At 48.4% G+C, this 22,285-nt stretch carries 19 protein-coding genes; 17 read left to right on the top strand and 2 right to left on the bottom strand.

Going from position 1 to position 22,285, the window contains the following annotated elements:
* The first annotated feature begins 97 nt into the window (after nt 1-97).
* The 14 genes from purF to B5F87_RS03220 all read left to right on the top strand — a co-directional run bounded on the left by purF (nt 98) and on the right by B5F87_RS03220 (nt 14,506).
* On the top strand, nt 98-1,543 hold the full coding sequence (gene purF, locus B5F87_RS03285; RefSeq protein WP_087276719.1) for an amidophosphoribosyltransferase: 1,446 nt from the start codon (nt 98-100) through the stop codon (nt 1,541-1,543).
* Nucleotides 1,544-1,590: 47 nt separating this feature from the next.
* Nucleotides 1,591-3,024 carry an adenylosuccinate lyase gene (purB, locus tag B5F87_RS03280; protein ID WP_087276717.1) on the top strand — a complete coding sequence of 478 codons (1,434 nt, stop codon included), beginning with the start codon at nt 1,591-1,593 and terminating at the stop codon, nt 3,022-3,024.
* A 92-nt stretch (nt 3,025-3,116) separates the two neighbouring features.
* On the top strand, nt 3,117-4,787 hold the full coding sequence (locus B5F87_RS03275; RefSeq protein ID WP_087276714.1) for a polysaccharide biosynthesis protein: 1,671 nt from the start codon (nt 3,117-3,119) through the stop codon (nt 4,785-4,787).
* A gap of 121 nt (nt 4,788-4,908) precedes the next feature.
* The gene (locus tag B5F87_RS03270; RefSeq protein ID WP_087276711.1) at nt 4,909-6,192 is read left to right on the top strand and encodes an adenylosuccinate synthase; all 1,284 of its coding nucleotides are present in this window, start codon (nt 4,909-4,911) and stop codon (nt 6,190-6,192) included.
* A gap of 80 nt (nt 6,193-6,272) precedes the next feature.
* Nucleotides 6,273-7,295 carry a glycosyltransferase family 2 protein gene (locus B5F87_RS03265; RefSeq protein ID WP_087276708.1) on the top strand — a complete coding sequence of 341 codons (1,023 nt, stop codon included), beginning with the start codon at nt 6,273-6,275 and terminating at the stop codon, nt 7,293-7,295.
* Complete coding sequence (locus B5F87_RS03260) at nt 7,267-7,674, top strand: NusG domain II-containing protein (RefSeq protein ID WP_242964236.1); 408 nt, start codon at nt 7,267-7,269, stop codon at nt 7,672-7,674. The genes B5F87_RS03265 and B5F87_RS03260 overlap by 29 nt, the downstream gene beginning before the upstream one ends.
* A 423-nt stretch (nt 7,675-8,097) precedes the next feature.
* The gene (rsxC, locus tag B5F87_RS03255; protein WP_087276705.1) at nt 8,098-9,411 is read left to right on the top strand and encodes an electron transport complex subunit RsxC; all 1,314 of its coding nucleotides are present in this window, start codon (nt 8,098-8,100) and stop codon (nt 9,409-9,411) included.
* 18 nt (nt 9,412-9,429) lie between these two features.
* Entirely contained in the window at nt 9,430-10,383 is a 954-nt protein-coding gene (locus B5F87_RS03250) for an RnfABCDGE type electron transport complex subunit D (protein WP_087276701.1), read from the top strand.
* Nucleotides 10,383-11,009, top strand: a complete 627-nt coding sequence (locus tag B5F87_RS03245; RefSeq protein WP_087276698.1) for an RnfABCDGE type electron transport complex subunit G — start codon at nt 10,383-10,385, stop codon at nt 11,007-11,009. Before B5F87_RS03250 ends, B5F87_RS03245 begins: the two co-directional genes overlap by 1 nt.
* A gap of 2 nt (nt 11,010-11,011) precedes the next feature.
* Entirely contained in the window at nt 11,012-11,734 is a 723-nt protein-coding gene (locus B5F87_RS03240; protein ID WP_087276695.1) for an electron transport complex subunit E, read from the top strand.
* 14 nt (nt 11,735-11,748) lie between these two features.
* Nucleotides 11,749-12,324, top strand: coding sequence for an RnfABCDGE type electron transport complex subunit A (locus B5F87_RS03235; protein WP_087276692.1), 576 nt, complete (start codon nt 11,749-11,751; stop codon nt 12,322-12,324).
* A gap of 15 nt (nt 12,325-12,339) precedes the next feature.
* Nucleotides 12,340-13,131, top strand: coding sequence for an RnfABCDGE type electron transport complex subunit B (locus B5F87_RS03230; RefSeq protein ID WP_087276689.1), 792 nt, complete (start codon nt 12,340-12,342; stop codon nt 13,129-13,131).
* A 146-nt stretch (nt 13,132-13,277) separates the two neighbouring features.
* The gene (locus B5F87_RS03225) at nt 13,278-14,228 is read left to right on the top strand and encodes an alpha/beta hydrolase (RefSeq protein WP_158096933.1); all 951 of its coding nucleotides are present in this window, start codon (nt 13,278-13,280) and stop codon (nt 14,226-14,228) included.
* 17 nt (nt 14,229-14,245) lie between these two features.
* Entirely contained in the window at nt 14,246-14,506 is a 261-nt protein-coding gene (locus B5F87_RS03220) for a YlmC/YmxH family sporulation protein (RefSeq protein ID WP_087276683.1), read from the top strand.
* A 102-nt stretch (nt 14,507-14,608) separates the two neighbouring features.
* Here B5F87_RS03220 and B5F87_RS03215 read toward each other — a convergent pair whose 3' ends face one another.
* The gene (locus tag B5F87_RS03215) at nt 14,609-14,803 is read right to left on the bottom strand and encodes a hypothetical protein (protein WP_087276680.1); all 195 of its coding nucleotides are present in this window, start codon (nt 14,801-14,803) and stop codon (nt 14,609-14,611) included.
* A 195-nt stretch (nt 14,804-14,998) separates the two neighbouring features.
* Nucleotides 14,999-15,478 carry an S-ribosylhomocysteine lyase gene (locus tag B5F87_RS03210; protein WP_087276677.1) on the bottom strand — a complete coding sequence of 160 codons (480 nt, stop codon included), beginning with the start codon at nt 15,476-15,478 and terminating at the stop codon, nt 14,999-15,001.
* Between the two features lie 447 nt (nt 15,479-15,925).
* On the opposite strand from B5F87_RS03210, the gene B5F87_RS03205 reads away from it, so the two are divergent.
* The 3 genes from B5F87_RS03205 to B5F87_RS03195 all read left to right on the top strand — a co-directional run bounded on the left by B5F87_RS03205 (nt 15,926) and on the right by B5F87_RS03195 (nt 22,283).
* The gene (locus B5F87_RS03205) at nt 15,926-19,684 is read left to right on the top strand and encodes a phosphoribosylformylglycinamidine synthase (RefSeq protein WP_087276674.1); all 3,759 of its coding nucleotides are present in this window, start codon (nt 15,926-15,928) and stop codon (nt 19,682-19,684) included.
* Nucleotides 19,685-19,963: 279 nt separating this feature from the next.
* Nucleotides 19,964-20,857 carry a 2-hydroxy-3-oxopropionate reductase gene (gene garR / locus B5F87_RS03200; RefSeq protein WP_087276672.1) on the top strand — a complete coding sequence of 298 codons (894 nt, stop codon included), beginning with the start codon at nt 19,964-19,966 and terminating at the stop codon, nt 20,855-20,857.
* 1 nt (nt 20,858) lies between these two features.
* Complete coding sequence (locus tag B5F87_RS03195; protein WP_087276669.1) at nt 20,859-22,283, top strand: four-carbon acid sugar kinase family protein; 1,425 nt, start codon at nt 20,859-20,861, stop codon at nt 22,281-22,283.
* Nucleotides 22,284-22,285: the final 2 nt, after the last annotated feature.

Genomic DNA, 22,285 nt, shown 5'->3' with positions numbered 1-22,285 from the left:
AAAGGGTTCTTGTACTGCGGGGGTTTTTATGTTAGTATACAAGACGCCAAATTATTTGAACAATCTGTAACAGGATGATGCATATAGGAGGATTAAAATGCCATTTGACAGCAGAGAGCAGTTTGAGACAGAGACAGAATTACATGAAGAATGCGGTGTCATGGGCGTGTACGACCTGGATGGAGGAGATGTGGCTTCCACCGTGTATTACGGCCTTTTTGCTCTGCAGCACAGAGGACAGGAGAGCTGCGGTATTGCCGTTTCTGATACAAACGGTCCGAAGAAAAATATTCAGGTTCACAAAGGAATGGGCCTGGTCAACGAGGTGTTCCACGGTGAGGATCTGGAGCATTTGAAGGGCAATATCGGCGTGGGGCATGTCCGCTATTCCACTGCCGGTTCCAGTACCCGGGAAAATGCGCAGCCGCTGGTCTTAAATTATTATAAAGGAACGCTGGCTCTTGCCCATAACGGCAACCTGATCAATGCTCTGGAACTCAGAGAGGAACTGGAAAAAACCGGAGCTATCTTTCAGACTACCATTGACTCGGAAGTTATCGCCTATCACGTGGCAAAAGAGCGTATCAGTTCTGACACGGCAGAGGAAGCGGTGCTTGCCGCCATGCGCAAGATCAGGGGAGCCTATGCCCTCATCGTGATGAGCCCGAGAAAGCTCATGGGAGCGAGAGATCCTTTCGGTTTCCGGCCGCTGTGTATCGGCAAAAGAGATAATGCCTATCTTCTGGCTTCAGAGACATGCGCTCTGGACGCGGTAGGGGCAGAGTTTGTCCGGGATGTGGAGCCAGGAGAGCTTGTGACCATCACAAAGGAAGGAATTCTTTCCAATAAGGAGATGTGTTTTTCTGACCCGAAGAAACAGGCCCGGTGTATTTTTGAATATATTTATTTTTCAAGACCAGACGCGGTCTTTGACGGTGTGGGAGTTTACGCCAGCCGTATTCGCGCGGGACGTTTTCTTGCGCAGGATTCTCCGGTTGAGGCCGATATGGTCGTGGGAGTGCCGGAGTCCGGCAACCCGGCGGCGCAGGGATATGCCATCGAATCGAAGATTCCTTACGGTATCGCCTTTATTAAGAATTCCTACGTGGGACGGACGTTCATCAAGCCGAAACAGAGTATGCGGGAAAGCAGCGTGCAGGTGAAACTCAATGTTCTCAAGGATAATGTGCGGGGAAAGCGGATCATCATGATCGATGATTCCATCGTGCGGGGAACTACCTGCGGCAGAATCGTGCAGATGTTGAAGGATGCCGGGGCCAAAGAGGTTCACGTGAGAATCAGCTCTCCGCCTTTTCTGCATCCTTGTTACTTTGGGACAGATATCCCGACAGAAGATCAGCTGATTGCCAATGGAAAGAGTGTGGAGGAAATCCGCCAGATTCTTGGAGCCGATTCTCTGGCGTATCTGCGCATGGAACGGCTTTCGGAGATATGCGAAGGACTGCCGTTTTGCGACGCCTGCTTCAGCGGCAATTATCCTCTGGAACCGCCAAAACACGATATCCGCGGCGAGCAGGGCTGAGGAGAAAATAAAAAAATATCAGAACAGAGAGAAATAGGAGGAAACCAATGTACGACAGATATCAGAGTCCGCTTTCCGAGCGGTATGCCAGCAAGGAAATGCAGTATATTTTTTCACCGGACAAAAAGTTTAAAACATGGAGAAAGCTCTGGATTGCGCTGGCAGAGACCGAGTATGAGCTGGGGCTTGACAGTGTGACAAAAGAGCAGATCGAGGAACTGAAAGCTCATGCCGACGATATTAATTTTGAGGTGGCAAAGGAGCGTGAAAAAGAGGTACGTCATGATGTTATGTCCCATGTATATGCTTACGGGGTGCAGTGCCCGAACGCCAAGGGTATCATCCATCTGGGAGCGACTTCCTGCTATGTGGGAGATAACACCGATATTATTATTATGACGGAGGCGTTAAAGCTGGTGAGGAAGAAAGTATTAAATGTCATCAGCGAGCTGGCTGCCTTTGCCATGAAATACAAAGATCTGCCGACGCTGGCATTTACGCATTTTCAGCCGGCACAGCCAACCACCGTTGGAAAGAGGGCGACTCTGTGGTTAAATGAACTGATGCTGGACCTGGAGGATCTGGATTACGTCATCGGCTCTATGAAACTGCTTGGTTCCAAAGGAACTACCGGAACACAGGCAAGCTTTCTCGAGTTGTTTAACGGCGACCACGAGACCATCCGCAAGATTGATAAAAAGATTGCGGAAAAGATGGGATTCGATTCCTGTTATCCGGTTTCCGGACAGACCTACTCAAGAAAAGTGGACAGCCGTGTGTTAAATGTACTGGGAGGAATCGCGCAGTCCGCTCACAAGTTCTCCAACGATATCCGTCTTCTTCAGCATTTGAAAGAGATTGAGGAACCGTTTGAGAAGAATCAGATCGGCTCTTCCGCTATGGCTTACAAGAGAAATCCGATGCGCAGCGAGCGTATGGCTTCTCTGGCAGACTATGTGATGGCGGATACTATGAACCCGGCGCTGGTCGCATCCACACAGTGGTTTGAGCGGACGCTGGATGACTCTGCCAATAAACGTCTCTCTGTACCGGAAGGATTTCTGGCTATAGATGGTATACTTGATCTTTATCTGAATGTGGTGGACGGTCTGGTTGTCTATCCAAAAGTTATCGAGGCGCATCTGATGCGCGAGCTTCCGTTCATGGCAACGGAAAACATAATGATGGATGCGGTGAAGGCAGGCGGGGACCGTCAGGAACTTCATGAGAAGATCCGCCAGCATTCCATGGCTGCCGGCCGTGTGGTAAAAGAGGAAGGGAAAGATAATGACCTTCTGGAGCGGATTGCTGCCGACCCGGCTTTCGGCATGACCATCGAACAGCTCAATGCCATCATGAAACCGGAGAACTTTGTGGGACGCGCACCGCAGCAGACGGAAGAGTATATTGATGAATATATCCGTCCGGTGCTTGAAGCCAACAAAGAAATCCTTGGTATGAAAGCGGAGATTAATGTATAAAGAACGACAAAATATGAGACGGACAGAAATCAGGGTGCAGGAAAAAAGAGCAGGAAGGATTCAGAGAGAAAAGCTCTGAGAGGAAGGATACAGTGGGAAGAAATAATTCGAGTGAACAAAATGTAATAGCGCAGGCATCCATTTTGATGGTGGCGGGGATACTTGTGAGAATCATCGGTGTGTTGTACCGGAGTCCGGTTACCAGCATTATTGGTGATGAGGGAAACGGGTATTATGGAATAGCTTATAATTTATATTCCATGGTGCTGCTGATCTCCTCCTACAGCATACCAATGGCGGTTTCGAAGGTGGTCTCCGGAAAACTGGCTCTGAAACAGTACAAGGAGGCGCACAAGGTTTTCAGGTGCGCGCTTGTATATGTACTGATTGTGGGGGCTGCTGCCAGTCTGTTCACTTTTCTCGGTGCATCTGTATTGGTTCCTGACAGTCAGCAGAAAGCGATACCTGTTCTGCAGGTGCTGGCTCCGGCCATCTTTCTGTCGGGATTTCTCGGCGTTCTGAGAGGATATTTTCAGGCGCATTCCACCATGGTGCCGACTTCAATCTCACAGATTATCGAGCAGGTGCTCAACGCCATAGTCAGCATCGGTGCGGCGCTTCTGTTTATACAGATCTTTGCCGGCGGCGATGCGGATAAGGTTCCGGTATTCGGCGCTATGGGAAGCGCTGCAGGTATTGTGATCGGCGTGGCGGCGGGACTGGTCTTCATGGTCTTTGTATACCGGCAGAACCGTCTGTACTTTACAAAACATCGTATGCAGGATGTGTCCGGAACAAGCAGCTCTTACAGAGACATTTTTAAAGTCATGTTTTTGATGATCACTCCGGTCATTCTCAGTACATTTGTGTATAATATCAGCGCTACTATCGATCAGACGATATTCATGGATGTGATGGATTATAAAGGAGTGCTTTCCAAAACATCTGCCGCTCTCTATGGAGTGTTTTCCACGAAGTATCTTACGCTGATCAATGTGCCGGTGGCACTGGCCAATTCCATGTCCACGGCAATGATTCCGGCAGTGTCATCGGCCTACACTCTGGAAGATTATGAGGAATGTAATGCTCAGGTAAAACAGTCCATACATTTTACTATGATGATCAGTATTCCGAGCGCCGTGGGTCTGTGTGTGCTGGCATATCCGGTCATGCAGGTTCTGTTCCCGCAGAGGGATACTATTAATCTTGCGGTGAATCTTCTGCGCATCGGCTGTGTCAGCGTTGTGTTTTACTGTCTGTCAACGGTGACCAACGGTGTTCTGCAGGGAATCGGTAAAGTAAACGTGCCGCTTCGCAATGCGGCAGTATCTCTGCTGATTCATGTACTTTTCCTGGCGGGTCTGCTGTACTTTACAAATATGGATCTGCTGGCGCTGGTTTTTGCGACTATGCTCTATGCGTTTCTGATGTGTCTGCTGAACAGCATCAGTGTACACAGGTATCTGGGATACCGGCAGGAAGTCAGAAAGACTTTTGTGATACCGGCCATTTCCGCTGTCGGAATGGGAGTATTTTGTTACGTCTTCTATCAGGGACTGTATTTTATACTGGACGGCATTTTTGGAATAGTGCTGCCGGCGCGGGTACTTGTGTTTGTGTGCCTGATGGTTTCCATCGTATTTGCTGTGGCTGTATATTTTGCACTGCTGATAAAGCTTCGCGGTGTGTCAGAAAAAGAGCTTCGGAATTTCCCGAAAGGATATGTGCTTGTCCGTTACGCCAGGAAGTTCCGGCTGATGTGATGCAGCGTGAAAGCGAGATTTTATTTTATAGAAAAGATGTTCCTTTACTTATAGAGGAAACTGGGCTATAATAAGAACGTTGTTTTTTGAAGATTTTTAGATAACTGGGAGGAAAGAACGCATGGTAAAAGCAATTGTAGGCGCCAATTGGGGAGACGAAGGAAAAGGTAAGATTACAGATATGCTTGCCCAGGATTCTGATATCATTATCCGTTTCCAGGGAGGTGCCAATGCAGGCCATACAATTATAAATAATTACGGCAAGTTTGCTCTTCATACATTGCCGTCCGGTGTATTTTATGATCATACCACCAGTATCATCGGTAATGGTGTTGCTCTGAATATACCAGTATTGTTTAATGAGCTGAAGGAGATCGTATCCAAAGGGGTGCCGGAACCGAAGATTCTGGTTTCTGACAGAACGCAGATCGTAATGCCGTATCACATTCTCTTCGATCAGTATGAAGAGGAGCGTCTGGGAGGAAAGTCTTTCGGCTCTACGAAATCCGGCATAGCGCCGTTTTATTCAGATAAGTACGCAAAGATCGGTTTCCAGGTGAATGAACTGTTTATGGAGGAGGCTGCTCTCAGAGAAAAGATTGACCGGGTGCTGAGCCAGAAAAATGTGCTTCTGGAGCATCTCTATCATAAGCCGCTCATTGATGCTGATGAATTGTATCAGACGCTGATGGATTATAAAGAAATGGTTGCGCCGTATGTGTGCAACGTATCATTATATTTGGACCAGGCTCTGAAAGAGGGAAAGAATATCCTTCTGGAAGGACAGCTGGGAACGCTGAAAGATCCGGATCACGGCATCTATCCGATGGTAACATCTTCTTCTACACTGGCGGCATATGGAGCGATCGGCGCAGGTCTGCCTCCATATTCCATTGAGAAGGTTGTAACTGTCTGCAAGGCTTACAGCAGTGCTGTGGGAGCAGGAGCTTTCGTAAGCGAGATCTTCGGCAACGAAGCCCAGGAACTTCGGGTTCGCGGCGGTGACGGCGGCGAATTTGGCGCGACGACCGGAAGACCGAGAAGAATGGGATGGTTTGACTGTGTGGCATCCAAGTACGGCTGTCGTATGCAGGGTACCACCGATGTAGCTTTTACCGTTGTGGATGTTCTGGGATACCTGGACGAGATTCCGGTTTGCGTGGGCTATGAGATTGATGGCGAAGTGACTACAGAATTTCCTGTAACTCCGCTTCTCGAGAAAGCAAAACCGGTGCTTAAGACTCTGCCAGGGTGGAAGAGCGATATCCGCGGCATCAGGAAATACGAAGATCTGCCGGAAAACTGCCGGAAATATATTGAATTTGTGGAAGAACAGATTGGATATCCGATCACCATGGTCTCCAATGGACCGGGACGTGAAGATATCATTTACCGTACAGTATAATTGACAGAAGATTTTGATGTTGACAGATAACGATGCCAGCGGCATCCATACTGAGAGAGAATATCAGAAGGAGATTATTTATGAAACTACTTTCCATAGCAATCCCGAGTTACAATTCAGAGGATTATATGAGGAATTGCATTGACAGCCTGTTGACTGGCGGGGAAGAAGTGGAGATTCTTATTGTTGATGACGGCTCGAAGGATACGACCCCGCAGATTGCAGACGAGTATGCAAAAAACTACCCGTCTATTGTGCGGGCCGTGCATCAGCCAAACGGAGGACACGGGGAGGCGGTGAACGCCGGACTCCGTCATGCGTCCGGATTCTTTTATAAAGTGGTGGACAGTGACGACTGGGTAGATCAGGAATCTTACGAGAGAGTGCTTTCTTTTCTGCGTCAGGCGGTAAAAGAAGAAGAACCTCTTGATATGCTTATTTCCAACTATGTGTATGAAAAACAGGGAGCCAAAAGAAAAAAAGTGATTCAGTACCGGTCCATTCTGCCGGAGAATCGTTTTTTTGGATGGGAAGAGATCGGGCATTTCGGCGTCAGCCAGAATATCCTGATGCATTCGGTGATTTACCGCACGCAGCTTCTGCGTGACTGTGGTTTTGAACTCCCGAAGCATACTTTCTATGTGGATAATATTTTTGTATACTGGCCGCTTCCTTATGTGAGGAAAATGTTTTATCTGGATACAGATTTTTACCGGTATTTCATTGGACGGGAAGACCAGTCGGTCAATGAACAGATTATGATGTCCCGTATCGACCAGCAGATCCGGGTCAATAAGATCATGATAGATATCTATGCCAAACATGAAGGCAGTTTTTCCTACCCGCAGCTGGAAGAATATATGCAGCATTATCTTGAGACGATCATGATGGTTACTTCTGTTTTACTTATGAAGATGAATACAGAGGAATCTATAAAGATGAGAGACGATGTCTGGAAATATCTGAACGAGCAATCGCCTAATGCATATCAGATTCTCAAACATTCCCTTCTGGGCAAGTTTTCCAGTTCTCATGGCAAGCTGTCCCATAAGCTGACAATGGGAGGATATAAGATTGCGCAGAAATGGATCGGATTCAACTAGAGTGTTCAGAAAACAGGATATGTTTCTGATCCTGTTTTTTCTGATAATCGCTGCCGCCGGACTTCTCTGGCTTTATGCCGGGAGAGAGCGCGGGGATACCGTTCAGGTAACAGTGGATGGAACGGTTATCGGAGAATATCCTTTAGAACGCGACGATACAATCCGCATTGAGGGGATTGGAGGAAACAATACCCTCAAGATCAGGGATGGCCAGGCGGATATGACCGACGCTGATTGTCCGGATAAGATATGTGTCAATCACGCCACGATTTCTGATGTGGGAGAATCTATTGTCTGTCTGCCGCACCGGGTGGTGGTGGAAATTGTCTCCTCTGACGGAGAGACGGACAATGCGGATTTTGATGTGATTACCAGATAAAATTGAAAACAGAGAGCTGCTGTGCCAGACGCATTCCCCAGGGGATATTCTTGACATGAAAATGTGCTATTCCCGGCAGATATTGTGTTTGGCAGCAGCTCTTTTTTTGTTGCAACGAATTAAAATTGATATAAATTTAACAAAAATATGGTGAGTTAAATAATTTTTTGTTTTATTTTTAATACATTTAACAAGAAATTTTCTGACTTTTGATTTGGTATTTGTATAAAAGTATGGAGAAACCCCATGGGTTTTTTGTGCGGCGAGGAAATAAAGGTTTTGATTGTTTGCTATTTAATTAACGTACCTTGATTTTCGTTTTTTTTTACTATATTATTAAGTTTAGCTTACTTCAATCTGACAGATTTCTTTATAATTGTAGATGTAGCGACAAAAAGTGAATGAAAGAAAGAAGGTTAAAAAATGGGACTACTGACATTTAAAGGCGGCCTCCATCCTTATGACGGTAAGGAACTGAGTAAGGATAAGCCGATACTGGAGTACCTTCCAAAGGGAGAGATGGTCTATCCTGTAAGCCAGCATATCGGTGCTCCTGCAGCTCCTTGTGTGGCTAAGGGCGACAGGGTGCTGGTCGGCCAGAGAATCGCGGAAGCCGCAGGCTTTGTTTCTGCAAACATCCACAGTTCTGTTTCCGGAACAGTGAAGGCCATAGAGCCTCGTGTGACAGTTTCCGGGGCGAAGGTGAACTGTATCGTTGTGGAAAATGACGGAGAGTATGAGCAGGTTCCGTTCACTCCGATCGGGGAGCGGACGCCGGAAGCCATCATACAGGCGGTAAAAGACGCTGGTATCGTGGGCCTGGGCGGCGCGGGATTTCCTACGCATGTGAAGCTTTCTCCGAAGGAGCCGGACAAGATTGACACCATCATCATAAACGGTGCGGAATGTGAACCGTATATTACAGCGGATTATCGCTGCATGATGGAGATTCCGGAACAGATTTTTTCCGGATTGAATCTGATTTTGTCTCTTTTTCCAAAAGCGAAGGGTGTCATTGGAATAGAAGATAACAAACCGGAAGCTATCGCAAAGATGAAAGAATTATGCCGGGGAGAATCCCGTATTGAGGTTGCAGAGCTCAAGACCAAATATCCGCAGGGAGCAGAACGTTCTCTTATCTATGCGGTGACGGGACGCTCGGTCAATTCCAGTATGCTGCCGGCAGATGCCGGGTGTATTGTGGATAACGTGGCTACTGCCATTGCTATACATGAAGCAGTGACCATGGGCAAACCGCTGTATGAGAGAGTGGTGACAGTGACCGGAGACGCAGTGAACAGTCCGGGCAACTTTAAAGTAAAGGTCGGGACCAACGCGGCAGAGTTAGTGGAAGCGGCCGGCGGATTTAAAAATCAACCGGAAAAGGTCATCTCCGGAGGACCGATGATGGGAATGGCTCTGGGCACTCTCGATGTGCCATGCGGCAAAACATTTTCCTCGCTGTTATGTTTCACCAGAGACGAAGTGGCTGCCTGTGAACCGGGCAACTGTATCCGCTGCGGGCGCTGCGTGGAAGTCTGTCCTGCGGGATTGATGCCGACGAAGCTGTCTGAAGTGGCAGATCACGGTGATTTTGAGTTGTTTGATAAATTAAACGGATGCGAATGTGTGGAATGCGGATGCTGTTCCTACGTTTGTCCTGCCAAGAGAAGATTAACCCAGTCCATGAAGACCGGACGCCGGGAGGCGCTGGCTTTAAGACGGAAGAAAGCATAGCATAAGGAGAGGTGAAAAATGAACGAACAATTATATAACGTGTCAGCCAATCCTCATGTAAGGGATAAGGCTTCTACACAGAGCATTATGCGCGATGTACTGATTGCGCTGCTTCCGGCCACCGTGTTTGGCTTCTGGAATTTCGGCGTAAAAGCGATTATCAATACTGTCATCTGTATTCTTACCTGTGTGGTCAGTGAATATGTGTGGCAGCGTTTCATGCATAAAAAAATAACCATCAATGATTTGAGCGCGGCTGTGACCGGACTTCTTCTGGCACTGAACCTGCCGCCGGAGGTTCCGTTCTGGATTCCGGTGATCGGCGGCGTGTTTGCCATCATTGTTGTAAAACAGGTATTTGGCGGTCTGGGACAGAACTTCATGAACCCGGCGCTGGGCGCCCGCTGTTTCCTGCTCATTTCCTTTGCGGGAATCATGACAGACTTCTCCTATAACGGTTTTGGCGGCAGTTTCGATGCTGCAACCTCCGCCACTCCTCTGGCGGCATTAAAAGCGGGAGAAGCGGTTAATATTCAGGATATGTTTCTGGGACTGACTGCGGGAACCATTGGCGAGACTTCCGCCCTGCTGCTGATCATCGGCGGCGTGTATCTGATCGCACGCAGAGTCATCAGCTGGAAGATACCGGTGTGCTATATCGTGACTCTCGGAATCTTTGTGCTGCTGTTCGGCGGACATGGATTTGATATGACATATCTTGCGGGGCATCTCTTCGGAGGTGGTCTGATGCTTGGTGCATTTTTCATGGCGACCGATTACGTTACTTCTCCGATCACATCAAACGGAAAGATTGTATTCGGTATCCTGCTGGGTATTTTTACAGGAATCTTTCGTCTCTTCGGGGCCTCTGCAGAGGGAGTATCTTATGCGATCATCTTCTGCAATCTGCTGGTGCCTCTGATCGAGAGATTTACTACTCCTGCCGCATTTGGAAAAGGAGGTAAGAAATAATGAATGCATTGATTAAAGATTGTATCAAACTGGTGACCATCACGGTGATTGCCGGCGCGGCTCTGGGCGCAGTCTACGGTATCACAAAGGCGCCGATCGCAGCCCAGGAAGAAAAGGCGCAGATGGAAGCTTACGCGGCTGTCTTTCCGGAGGCTGCCGATTTCACGGAAGTAGAAGGCTTTTCTCAGGAAGCGGCTGCAGAAGTACTGGCGTCCGGTGAGAATCCCATTGCCGGTCATGACGATGATGAAATCACTTCCGTGGTAGAAGCAGTTGACGCTTCCGGAGAGAGTCTTGGATATATATTCAATGTGACTACGGCGGAAGGATATGGCGGAGACATTTCCCTCACTGTCGGAATTCAGGCAGACGGAACGGTCAACGGTTATTCCATCCTTTCCATCAACGAGACCGCCGGCCTTGGTATGAACGCCCAAAATGAAGAGTGGGCAAGCCAGTTTGCAGATAAAAATGTAGATGCGTTTACAGTAGTGAAAGACGGATCCGGCGCCAACGATGACGCCAAGATCGACGCCATTTCCGGTGCGACCATCACCAGTGAGGCTGTGGCCGGCGCCATGAACAGCTGTATCATCTATTTCCATACATTAGAAGGGGGGAACTAAAGATGAAAAACAATCCTGTCGAAAGACTTGTTAATGGTATCATCAAAGAAAATCCGACTCTTGTGCTCACCCTTGGTATGTGTCCGACTCTGGCGGTGACTACATCCGCCATCAACGGTATCGGTATGGGACTGTCCACAACAGCCGTGCTGATGTTTTCCAACCTGGTGATTTCACTTCTCAGAAATTTTATTCCGGAGAGAGTCCGGATTCCGGGGTATATTGTTGTTATTGCATCGCTGGTTACCATCGTGCAGTTCCTTCTGCAGGCGTATGTGCCGTCCGTCAATGATTCTCTCGGTGTGTACATTCCGCTGATCGTGGTTAACTGTATCATCCTTGGCCGTGCAGAAGCTTATGCCGGAAAGAATGGTCCGGTAAATTCTTTCTTCGATGGTCTTGGTATGGGACTTGGATTTACCCTTTCCCTGACAATTCTCGGTGCGTTCCGTGAGCTTCTCGGAGCAGGAACCATTTTTGGTCTTACCGTATTGTCTGAGTCGTTCTATACACCGATCACCATTTTTATTCTGGCTCCCGGCGCGTTCTTTGTACTTTCATGCCTGGTTGCCATCCAGAATAAGATCAAGAACCGCAAACCGAAGGAACCTGGTCAGCCGAAGACATCAGGCGGCTGCGGAGACTGCTCTCAGTGTACCAACAGTGCCTGTGGAAGCCGCAGCTTCTTCGATATGACCGTTGACCAGAAGAAGGATAACGAATAGGAGGGAAAAAGAGCATGGAAACTTTGTTATTGATCATTATCAGTTCCGCCATTGTAAATAACGTTGTCCTCAGTCAGTTCTTAGGTTTATGTCCGTTCCTCGGCGTGTCCAAAAAGGTGGATACGGCTCTGGGCATGGGCGTTGCCGTTATCTTCGTTATTACAATATCGGCATTCATAACATCGCTGATTTATAAATTTATTCTTGTAACCTTAGGGCTTGAGTATCTGCAGACGATCGTGTTTATCCTTGTCATCGCTGCTCTGGTACAGTTCGTGGAGATGTTCCTGAAGAAATCTGTGCCGTCTCTTTATGAGGCGCTGGGTGTATATCTTCCGCTGATCACCACCAACTGCGCGGTACTCGGCGTTGCCTTAAATTCTGTAACCTATGGTTATAACATTCTGGAATCCACAATATATGGTTTTGGTATTTCTTTTGGTTTTACTATCTCCATCGTTATTCTTGCGGGTATCCGGGAAAAAATGGAATACAATGAGATATCTGCTTCATGGAAAGGCATGCCGATCGTTCTTGTGACGGCAGGGCTCATGTCCATTGCCTTTTTCGGATTTTCAGGTATTATTTAACAGGAGGGAAAAAAGATGAGTGTAACTGGAATTATTCTTGCGGCAGCTGTTGTCGGAGGAACAGGTCTTGTGATTTCCATTCTTCTTGGCATTGCCTCCGAGAAGTTTAAAGTACCTGTGGATGAAAAGGAAATCGCAGTAAGAGAATGTCTGCCGGGCAACAACTGCGGCGGCTGTGGTTTTGCCGGCTGTGACGCTTTGGCTAAGGCTATCGCTCAGGGCGAGGCGGCAGTAGGAGCCTGTCCGGTTGGCGGTCCGGCCGTGGCGGCAAAGATTGGAGAGATCATGGGCGTGGAAGCCGGTGATATGGAAAAAAAGGTTGCTTTTGTTAAATGTGCGGGAACCTGCGAGAAGGCTTCCTCCAAATATAAATATTTTGGCAATGAGGACTGTGTTTCGGCTGTCAGCGTGCCTGGCGGCGGCCCGAAGGCCTGCGAGTATGGCTGTACCGGATTCGGCAGCTGCGTGAAAGTCTGCGATTTTGATGCGATCCACATTGTAAACGGTATTGCTTTGGTGGACAAAGAAAAATGCGTGGCCTGCGGAAAATGTGTGGAGACCTGTCCGAAATCCTTAATTGAACTGGTGCCGTACAGCGCGCAGCATAAGGTGGCATGTAACTCCAAAGCTTTCGGCAAGGCAGTGAAAGAAGTCTGCTCCGCCGGATGTATCGGCTGTAAGCTCTGTGTGAAGAACTGTGAATACGACGCCATCACCGTGGAGAATAATATTGCCCATATCGATTACAGCAAATGTACCGGCTGCGGCAAGTGCGCCGAGAAATGTCCGGCGAAAGTAATTCTGTAATCTTTACAATTTTATAACGTTTTGTAACAGGATTCATAAAATAGGCTGTTTCCCTTAATAAAAACGCAAGGGAAACAGTCTTTTTTTTTCATACTTTGGGTGTATTATGTATAAAGAAATATAAGAGAAGATGGATGGAGAAAACAATGGCATATTCAAAATTCCGCGGTACATACCGCAGTGCAAATCATAAAAACAGAATTCATTATTATATATTTGAACCGGAAACCGATCTCAGGGCGATCCTGCAGATTACCCACGGATGGAAAGATTACATAGAAAGAAATGAAGAATTGATTCAGTTTTTCACAGATCATGGCGTTATGGTATGTGGCTGTGACTTTATCGGTCACGGCAGATCTTCCAGAGAGGAGGATCTGGGGCAGCTGGAGGAAGAGGACGGCTGGTCCTGTCTTGTGAAAGATGTGAAGAGGCTGGCTTCCTATATCCGGAGAGAGTATCCGGGCGTTCCGTTTTTCCTGTACGGACATGGCATGGGCTCTCTGGTAACGAGGCTCTGCTGCCTCCACGAGTCCCACTGGGACGGAGTCATTCTCTCGGGCACCAGCAGCCGCCAGAAATATTGCCGGCGCGCTATTCTGTTTACGGCAGTGATGCGGCGCTTTAAAGGTCTCAATCACCGGAGCCGTTTGGTGGAAAATATGATATACCGGCGGTTGAACAGGAAGTACCGTGGTGAGAGAGATTACCTTTCCTGGTTCAGTGCCGATGAAGATGTCAGGGAACGCTATGGCGCTGACAAACGTTCCCAGTTTCAATTTACTTTAAGTGCCTACGAAAATATTTTTAAGATGCTGGAACTGGTTTCCACAAAAAAATGGTATCATTCGATTGATAGAGAGCTGCCGATACTTCTGGTCAGCGGAAAGGATGATCCCATCGGTAACTTTGGAAAGGGCATCGAAGAGATATATGGCAGGCTTTCCGGAGAAGGATGCTGTATAGAAATGAAACTGTATGACGGCATCCGCCATGAGCTGCAGGGAGATCCTGACAGAGAGATCATTTTTAACGATATGCTCAACTGGATGAAAAATTATGCGGAGGAACCAATCAGCATGAATGGAATATACTGAAAAAAAGAGTCTTTTTTATGCATGTTCGATTTTGGGAACTTGGAAACCGGGAAGTGATCAACTGCAAAGACGGAAGAAGACTGGGATGCGTGGGAGATATTGAGATCGATCTTGGAAATGGATGTATTACCTGTCTTTTCGTTCCCGTGGGAAGCAAATACTGCGGCTGTATGGGAAAAAAAGGGGAATACAGGATTCCCTATGGATGTGTCGTCAAAATTGGCGTGGATATCATCCTGGTTGATATTGATGAAAAGAAATGTTTTGTGAAGGGGTGAATGTCTGTTATCCGGTTTACCAGCAAAAAAACAGGCCGGCAGAAACACGTTATGTCTCTGCCGGCCGTCATTTTAGTATCTTTTTTACAATGCGATGAGTTGTCAGCGGATCCGCTCTACGATCTGATCGTACAGGTCGAGAACGCAGTGTTCATTTTTATCAAAATGCACACAGTTTAAGCAGCTCGGTGTTTTGCAGTCGCAGCTGGAGTTTTTGGCTGCGTATTCACTGGAAACCGGATCATATTTGCTGCAGGCTTCCGCCACTTCCTGATAAGTCTGTTTTGAACTTTTCATAATACATTTCCTCCTGTATCGCTAAAAAGATTTTCCCCATGCTAAAATGACTGCTTTAGCCGCGTTGCCGTTTTCGCCGCATGGGGCTCAGGAAGTAGTATGTGAAAAAAGAAAAATATTATGCAGGATTCAGGGTGTTGCATAAAAAAATTATGGGGATGCGCCATTCCGAAAGCCGGCGTCCCGGATAAGCTGTTATTCCGGATACACCAGATTTTGTTCAGTCGGGTTCTCCAGCGCCTCGGCCAGATATTTTCTGGCAAGGAATCTTGCCATCGGCAGATTCTGGTCCAGATAATTACCGCAGTCTTTTGGAGCTGCGCCCGGAATCTCACCGTCGTATTCCGCGATGAAACGGAAGGTATCGCGGACCAGGCTTACCACGTCTTTGGATTCGTAATCGCCGGCAAGGATCAGGTAACAGCCGGTGCGGCATCCCATCGGTCCGAAATAGATGATTTTTTCTTTCCAGTCCGGCTCGTTGCGCAGATAGGTGGCGGCCAGATGTTCGATGGTGTGAAGCTCGGCAGTGTTCATTACCGGTTCGCGGTTCGGCGCGCACATGCGCAGATCAAAGGTGGTGAGAACTTCTTTTCCCACATAATCTTTTCTGGATACGTAGACGCCCGGAATCAGATCCAGGTGATTTACAGTAAAACTTGCAATCTTTTCCATGGTAGTCTCCTTCATTTATAAAATAATAAAATTGTAAGATAATAATGCCGCAGGTGTGCCGGCCAGACTTTTATGTCAGTCTGGCGGATTTACAAACGGTATGATACCAATATCATGTACATGATATATAATTTTTTAAAAAAGGTCAACTGTGAAATCCGCGCCGCATATCGGAAAAATGTGCGTCCGGCGGACGGAAAAACGGCGGTATAAAAAGAAAAGAAACAGTATGCTGGTAGTAAAATGTCCAAAAAAAACTGGAATTATCCGCATTTTTCGTCAATATTCCCTTTTTTTGTGAAAAAGGAAAAACCGGGTTGAAAGAGCGGCAAAAAATGTTATCATGAATAGGAGAAACTATGCCCGGATTTGCTGTCACGGAGAAAAAAGAATTTTATGGGCGGCAGGTTTTGAAAATGGATGTTTCTATAGATTTTGGAGGTAAGTATGAATCAGGTAAGAAGAGTGTATGTGGAAAAGAAACCGGATTACGCGGTGAAGGCAAAAGAACTGGCAGAAGAACTGCAGTCCTATCTGTTTCTGAAAGATATTCAGGGAGTCAGAGTACTGATCCGCTATGATGTGGAGAACGTTTCCGAGGAGACCTATCAGAAGGCGAAGGGAACCGTTTTCTCTGAACCGCCGGTAGATTATATATATGAGGAAAGTTTTCCGATGGACGAAGGTGACCGCGTATTCAGTGTGGAATATCTTCCGGGACAGTTTGACCAGAGAGCGGACTCTGCTGTACAGTGTCTGCAGCTTTTAAATGAGAAGGAAGAACCGATCATCCGTTCCGCCACCACTTACGTGCTGTCCGGAGCGATCACAGACGAAGAGTTTGATAAGATCAAGGAATACTGCATCAATCCGGTGGACTCCAGAGAGACCGACGAGACCAAACCGGAGACTTTGGTGATGGAGTACGAGGAGCCGGCAGATGTTTCGGTTTTTGATGGATTTCAGGATATGCCTGAGGGAGAATTAAAAGATCTTTATGATTCTCTTGGGCTTGCCATGACATTTAAGGATTTCCTGCACATTCAGAATTACTACCGCGGCAAAGAACACCGCGATCCGACCATGACGGAGATCCGCGTACTGGATACCTATTGGTCTGACCACTGCCGTCACACTACATTTTCTACGGAATTAAAGGATATTACTTTCGAGGATGGCGCCTACAAGGAGCTGTTTGAGAATACATTTGAAGAATACAAGAAGGATCGTGCCGATGTCTACGGAGACAGAAAGGATAAGTTTATCTGTCTGATGGATCTGGCTGTCATGGGCATGAAGAAGCTGAAAAAAGACGGCATCCTTGACAATATGGAAGAGAGTGACGAGATTAATGCCTGTTCTATCGTCGTTCCTGTGGAGTTCGAGGATAAGACCGAGGAATGGCTGATCAGCTTTAAAAATGAGACGCACAATCATCCGACAGAGATCGAGCCGTTTGGTGGAGCTGCCACCTGTCTGGGCGGCGCCATCCGTGACCCGCTGTCGGGACGTTCCTATGTATATCAGGCTATGCGTGTGACCGGCTGTGCAGATCCAACCGTGCCGATGTCTGAGACATTGAAGGGCAAGCTGCCGCAGAGAAAGCTGACGGTGGGTGCAGCTCAGGGTTACAGCTCTTACGGCAACCAGATCGGTCTTGCTACCGGTCTTGTGGATGAGATTTATCATCCGGGTTACGTGGCAAAACGTATGGAGATCGGAGCGGTCATGGGAGCGGCTCCTAGAAAGAATGTGATCCGTGAGACTTCCGATCCGGGCGACATCATCGTGCTGCTGGGCGGACGCACCGGACGGGACGGCTGCGGCGGAGCCACCGGTTCTTCCAAAGCACATACCACTTCTTCCATCGATACCTGCGGTGCGGAGGTGCAGAAAGGTAACCCGCCGACCGAGAGAAAGATTCAGAGATTATTCCGCAGAGAGGAAGTCAGCCGTCTCATTAAGAAATGTAACGACTTCGGCGCAGGCGGCGTGTCCGTTGCCATCGGTGAGCTGGCGGACGGTCTGCAGATCGACCTTGATAAGGTTCCGAAGAAATATGCCGGTCTGGACGGCACAGAGCTTGCCATCTCTGAATCTCAGGAGCGTATGGCTGTAGTTCTTTCTCCGGCAGATGTGGAACAGTTCCTGGCTTATGCGGCAGAGGAGAACCTGGAAGCTGTTGCTGTGGCAGAGGTGACAGAAGAGAAACGTCTGGTGATGAACTGGAGAGGAAAAGAGATCGTCAACCTGTCCAGAGCATTCCTTGATACCAACGGCGCGCATCAGGAGACCAATGTTGTTGTGGAGATGCCGGATAGAGAAGAGTGTTACTACGAGAAGCAGGAGCCAATCACAGATGTGAAGAAGACATGGCTTGATACATTGTCTGACCTGAATGTCTGCTCCAAAAAAGGTCTGGTGGAGATGTTTGACAGCTCCATCGGCGCAGCCACAGTCCTGATGCCGTACGGCGGAAAGACTCAGACCACACCGATCCAGACCATGGTGGCGAAGCTTCCGGTGATGGAAGGCAAAACAGACCTGACAACCATGATGTCCTACGGATTTGATCCGTATCTGTCCAGCTGGAGCCCGTACCACGGCGCTGTCTATGCAGTGCTTGAGTCCGTGGCCAAGATCGTGGCTGCCGGCGGCGACTACAGAAAGATCCGCCTGACATTCCAGGAATACTTTGAGCGGCTGGGAGAAGACCCGCACCGCTGGGGTAAACCGTTTGCGGCTCTGCTGGGTGCTTATGACGCGCAGAAAGGTTTCGGCATCCCGTCCATCGGAGGAAAAGACAGTATGTCCGGTTCCTTTGAGGATATCGACGTTCCTCCGACTCTGGTGTCCTTTGCCGTTGACTATACAAAGGCTTCCCATATCGTATCTCCGGAGCTTAAAAAACCGGGCAACAGCCTTCTTCTCGTGGAGATTCCGTTTGATGAGTTCGGTATTCCGGATTATGTGAAGGCAGGAGAGCTGTATGACAGAATTCACATGCTCACCAGAAAAGGAGTGATCATTTCCGCTTACGCCATGGGACCGGGAGGACTCATCGAGGCAATCAGCAAGATGAGCTTTGGAAACCGCTACGGCGTGAAGATTGTAGACGATCTTCCACTGGAAGAATTAAATAAAAAACGTTACGGCTCCATCCTTCTGGAGCTTGAGACCTCCCACATCGCTGATATGGGCAGCGACTACTGCACGTATATCGGACAGGTAAATGAAGATGAGTGCATTACGATCCGCGACGTGGAGATTTCCTTTGACGAGATGCTTGAGGCGTGGGAGACTCCGCTGGAGTCCGTATTCCCTACGAAGACAAAGGCCGGCACAAGAAATATGTCTCAGCCACTGTACAGCAGCCGGGAGTTCTTCTTCTGCAAGAATAAGGTTGCCGTGCCGAAGGTATTCATCCCGGTCTTCCCGGGAACAAACTGTGAGTATGACTCTGAGAAGGCGTTCCGTCGGGCAGGAGCTGATGTGGAGACTATCGTATTCCGCAATCAGTCAGAATCTGATATTCTGGAGTCTGTGGATGCATTCGAGAAAGCCATCTCCCAGGCGCAGATCATCATGTTCCCAGGCGGGTTCAGCGCCGGTGACGAGCCGGAAGGTTCCGCGAAGTTCATCGCCTCCGTCTTCCGCAACGAGAAGATTAAAGAAGCGGTTATGAAGCTTCTGCAGGAGAGAGACGGTCTTGCGCTGGGTATCTGTAATGGATTCCAGGCACTGATCAAGCTGGGACTGCTTCCTTACGGCGAGATCGTGCCGCAGACAGATGATTCTCCGACACTGACAACCAACGAGATCGGACGTCATGTGTCCACCATGGTTTACAATAAGGTGATTACCAACAAGTCCCCATGGCTCAAAGGCGCAGTCATCGATGAAGTGTATGCGGTGCCGGTATCCCACGGAGAGGGACGTTTCGTTGCCAGCGATGAGTGGATCGAGAAATTATTTAAAAATGGTCAGGTGGCAACCCAGTATGTCAACATGCAGGGCACTCCAACCATGGATATCAAATATAACCCGAACGGTTCTTACTACGCCATCGAGGGTATCATCAGCCCGGACGGCCGTGTCCTTGGTAAGATGGGACACTCCGAGCGTATGGGAGAATACGTGGCAAAGAACATCTATGTGAAACAGAATATGAAGCTGTTTGAGAGCGGAGTAAAATACTTCAAATAACAGATACAGAAGAGGAAATACCAATGCTGACGGCAGGCGCACAGGTGCGTGTGCCGCCGGAAAAGAGAGGTGTTTCCTCTCTTTTTTTGTCAAAGGAAATTCCGCTGGAATTTCTATGATAAATTCCTGTAATATAAAAGTTCTCCAGGCAGAACTCATATTGCTAAAAATAAAACCTTGACTGATATACCGGTATATCGTATAATGAATGCATAGTTCTGAAAGAAAAATGCAGGGATTATTTGGTAATACTGCTCAAAAAAGGGAGGAGTGATAGTGATGAGTAAGGTAGGGTTCATCGGACTTGGCATTATGGGCAGGCCCATGGCGAAGAATCTTCTGAAGGGCGGCGTGGAACTTCTGGTCTGCGATCTCAATGAGGAAGCAGTGAAGGAAGTTGTGGATGCCGGTGCAGAAGCGGGCAGTTACGCTCAGATCGGCGGACAGTGTGAGATCATTTTTTTGATTCTGCCAAATGGCGATATTTCCAAGGAGGTGCTGTTTGGACAGGATGGAGTGGCTTCTGCTCTTGCGCCGGGAAAGGTAGTCTGCGATATGAGCTCTGTGACGCCGGTGGAATCAAAAGAATGTTTTGAACGTCTGGCAGAGCAGGGAGTTGGATTTGTGGATGCTCCGGTATCCGGCGGCGAGCCGGGAGCAGTGGGCGGCACGCTGGCGTTCATGGCGGGAGGAAGGCAGGAAGATTTCGACGCGCTGATGCCGTACTTTAATATTATGGGCTCCTCAGCCGTACTGATCGGAGACAGCGGCAGCGGTTCCGTGACGAAGCTTGCCAATCAGATCATTGTCAATAATACCATTGCCATCGTTTCTGAGGCTTTTGTGCTGGCGACGAAGGCGGGAGCGGATCCGGTGAAGGTGTATGAGGCCATCCGGGGCGGCCTGGCGGGAAGCGCCGTTCTTGATGCGAAGGTTCCGATGATGGTGGAGAGAAATTTTGTGCCTGGCGGCAAAATATCCATCAATCATAAGGATATCAAAAATGTGGTGAATACTGCCCATGCCCTCGATGTACCGATTCCATATTCCGCACAGCTTTATGAGATTCTGCAGACACTGAAGATACACGGACATATGAATGATGACCATGCAGGCATCGTTCAGTATTTCGAGGCTCTGGCAGATGTGCAGGTGAAAAAGGCGGAGGATTGATATGGCATTAAAAGCAGATATTTTATCATCATATCCACCGGTTAATGAGAAGGCGGTGGATGAGCTGCTGGCAAAAGAGATTGCTGGCAGCAATAAGAAGATCGTGGTTCTGGACGACGACCCGACGGGAGTGCAGACGGTCCATGATATTTCGGTCTATACGAACTGGTCTGAAGACAGCATAAGAAAGGGCTTTGCCGAGGAAAACAAACTGTTTTACATATTGACCAATTCGCGGGGATTCACTGCGGCGCAGACGGAAATAGCGCACCGGGAGATCGCGAAGGCGATGGATGCGGTCTCTAAAGAGACGGGGAAAGAGTACATTTTCATCAGCCGCAGCGATTCCACACTGCGGGGACATTATCCGCTGGAGACTATTATCCTCAAGGAAGAATACGAAAAAAACACGGGAAATAAGATAGATGGAGAGATTCTCTGTCCATTCTTTAAGGAAGGCGGACGCTATACCATCGATGATGTGCATTATGTGCGGTACGGAGATACGCTTGTTCCTGCGGCGGAGACAGAGTTTGCAAAAGACAAAACCTTTGGTTACACGGTGTCTGATCTGAAGGAATATGTGGAGGAAAAGACCGGCGGCGTATATAAGAAGGAGAATGTTACCGCCATTTCGCTCAAAGATATCCGGGCTCTCGCCTTCGATAAGATAGAGGAGCAGCTCATGGCGGTGGAGGATTTCAACAAGATTGTGGTCAACGCCATTGATTACGTGGATGTAAAGATTTTCTGTGTGGCGCTGTACCGGGCCATGGCGAAAGGAAAGACTTTCATGTTCCGGACGGCGGCAGCCATCGTCAAGGTCATGGGAGGGGTGTCCGACCAGCCTCTGCTTACGAGAGAGCAGATGGTTGTGAAGGAGACCGACAGCGGCGGCGTCATTGTGATCGGTTCCCACACGGAAAAGACCACGAGACAGATGGAGATGTTAAAAGAGATTCCGGACATTGCCTTTGTGGAGCTTAACGCCAGGCTGGTGAGAGACGAGGCGGCTTTTGCCAGAGAGGTGGAGCGATGTCTGGCTCTGGAAGAGGAGTACATTTCTTCCGGCAGGACCGTGTGTGTATACACTACCAGGACGCTGATAACCGCAGATACCGGAGATAAAGAAGACGACCTGCGGCTGGCAGTTCGCATCTCTGACGCCGTGCAGTCTCTGGTGGGCCGTCTGTCTATCGTGCCGAGCTTTGTTATCGCCAAGGGTGGTATCACGTCCTCGGATGTGGGAACGAAGGCGCTGGCTGTGCAGCGTGCCAATGTGCTCGGACAGATCAAACCAGGCATTCCGGTGTGGCAGACCGGCGATGAGAGCAAGTTCCCGCAGACGCCGTATGTCATCTTCCCGGGCAACGTGGGAGAGGATAGTACATTGAAAGAAGCGGCGGAGATTCTGATAAGGAAGTAAAT

Origin of the sequence: Eubacterium sp. An3 (assembly GCF_002159465.1) — a bacterium.
Taxonomy (GTDB): domain Bacteria; phylum Bacillota; class Clostridia; order Lachnospirales; family Lachnospiraceae; genus Anaerobutyricum; species Anaerobutyricum stercoris.
Note: the sequence above shows the minus strand (reverse complement) of the source record. Positions and strands in the feature narration are given on the sequence as shown.

Coding starts and splice junctions, on each gene's coding strand:
- purF (WP_087276719.1), top strand. CDS start 98: ATGCCATTTGACAGCAGAGAGCAGTTTGAGACAGAGACAGAATTACAT.
- purB (WP_087276717.1), top strand. CDS start 1,591: ATGTACGACAGATATCAGAGTCCGCTTTCCGAGCGGTATGCCAGCAAG.
- B5F87_RS03270 (WP_087276711.1), top strand. CDS start 4,909: ATGGTAAAAGCAATTGTAGGCGCCAATTGGGGAGACGAAGGAAAAGGT.
- B5F87_RS03265 (WP_087276708.1), top strand. CDS start 6,273: ATGAAACTACTTTCCATAGCAATCCCGAGTTACAATTCAGAGGATTAT.
- rsxC (WP_087276705.1), top strand. CDS start 8,098: ATGGGACTACTGACATTTAAAGGCGGCCTCCATCCTTATGACGGTAAG.
- B5F87_RS03250 (WP_087276701.1), top strand. CDS start 9,430: ATGAACGAACAATTATATAACGTGTCAGCCAATCCTCATGTAAGGGAT.
- B5F87_RS03245 (WP_087276698.1), top strand. CDS start 10,383: ATGAATGCATTGATTAAAGATTGTATCAAACTGGTGACCATCACGGTG.
- B5F87_RS03240 (WP_087276695.1), top strand. CDS start 11,012: ATGAAAAACAATCCTGTCGAAAGACTTGTTAATGGTATCATCAAAGAA.
- B5F87_RS03235 (WP_087276692.1), top strand. CDS start 11,749: ATGGAAACTTTGTTATTGATCATTATCAGTTCCGCCATTGTAAATAAC.
- B5F87_RS03230 (WP_087276689.1), top strand. CDS start 12,340: ATGAGTGTAACTGGAATTATTCTTGCGGCAGCTGTTGTCGGAGGAACA.
- B5F87_RS03225 (WP_158096933.1), top strand. CDS start 13,278: ATGGCATATTCAAAATTCCGCGGTACATACCGCAGTGCAAATCATAAA.
- B5F87_RS03220 (WP_087276683.1), top strand. CDS start 14,246: ATGCATGTTCGATTTTGGGAACTTGGAAACCGGGAAGTGATCAACTGC.
- B5F87_RS03215 (WP_087276680.1), bottom strand. CDS start 14,803: ATGAAAAGTTCAAAACAGACTTATCAGGAAGTGGCGGAAGCCTGCAGC.
- B5F87_RS03210 (WP_087276677.1), bottom strand. CDS start 15,478: ATGGAAAAGATTGCAAGTTTTACTGTAAATCACCTGGATCTGATTCCG.
- B5F87_RS03205 (WP_087276674.1), top strand. CDS start 15,926: ATGAATCAGGTAAGAAGAGTGTATGTGGAAAAGAAACCGGATTACGCG.
- garR (WP_087276672.1), top strand. CDS start 19,964: ATGAGTAAGGTAGGGTTCATCGGACTTGGCATTATGGGCAGGCCCATG.
- B5F87_RS03195 (WP_087276669.1), top strand. CDS start 20,859: ATGGCATTAAAAGCAGATATTTTATCATCATATCCACCGGTTAATGAG.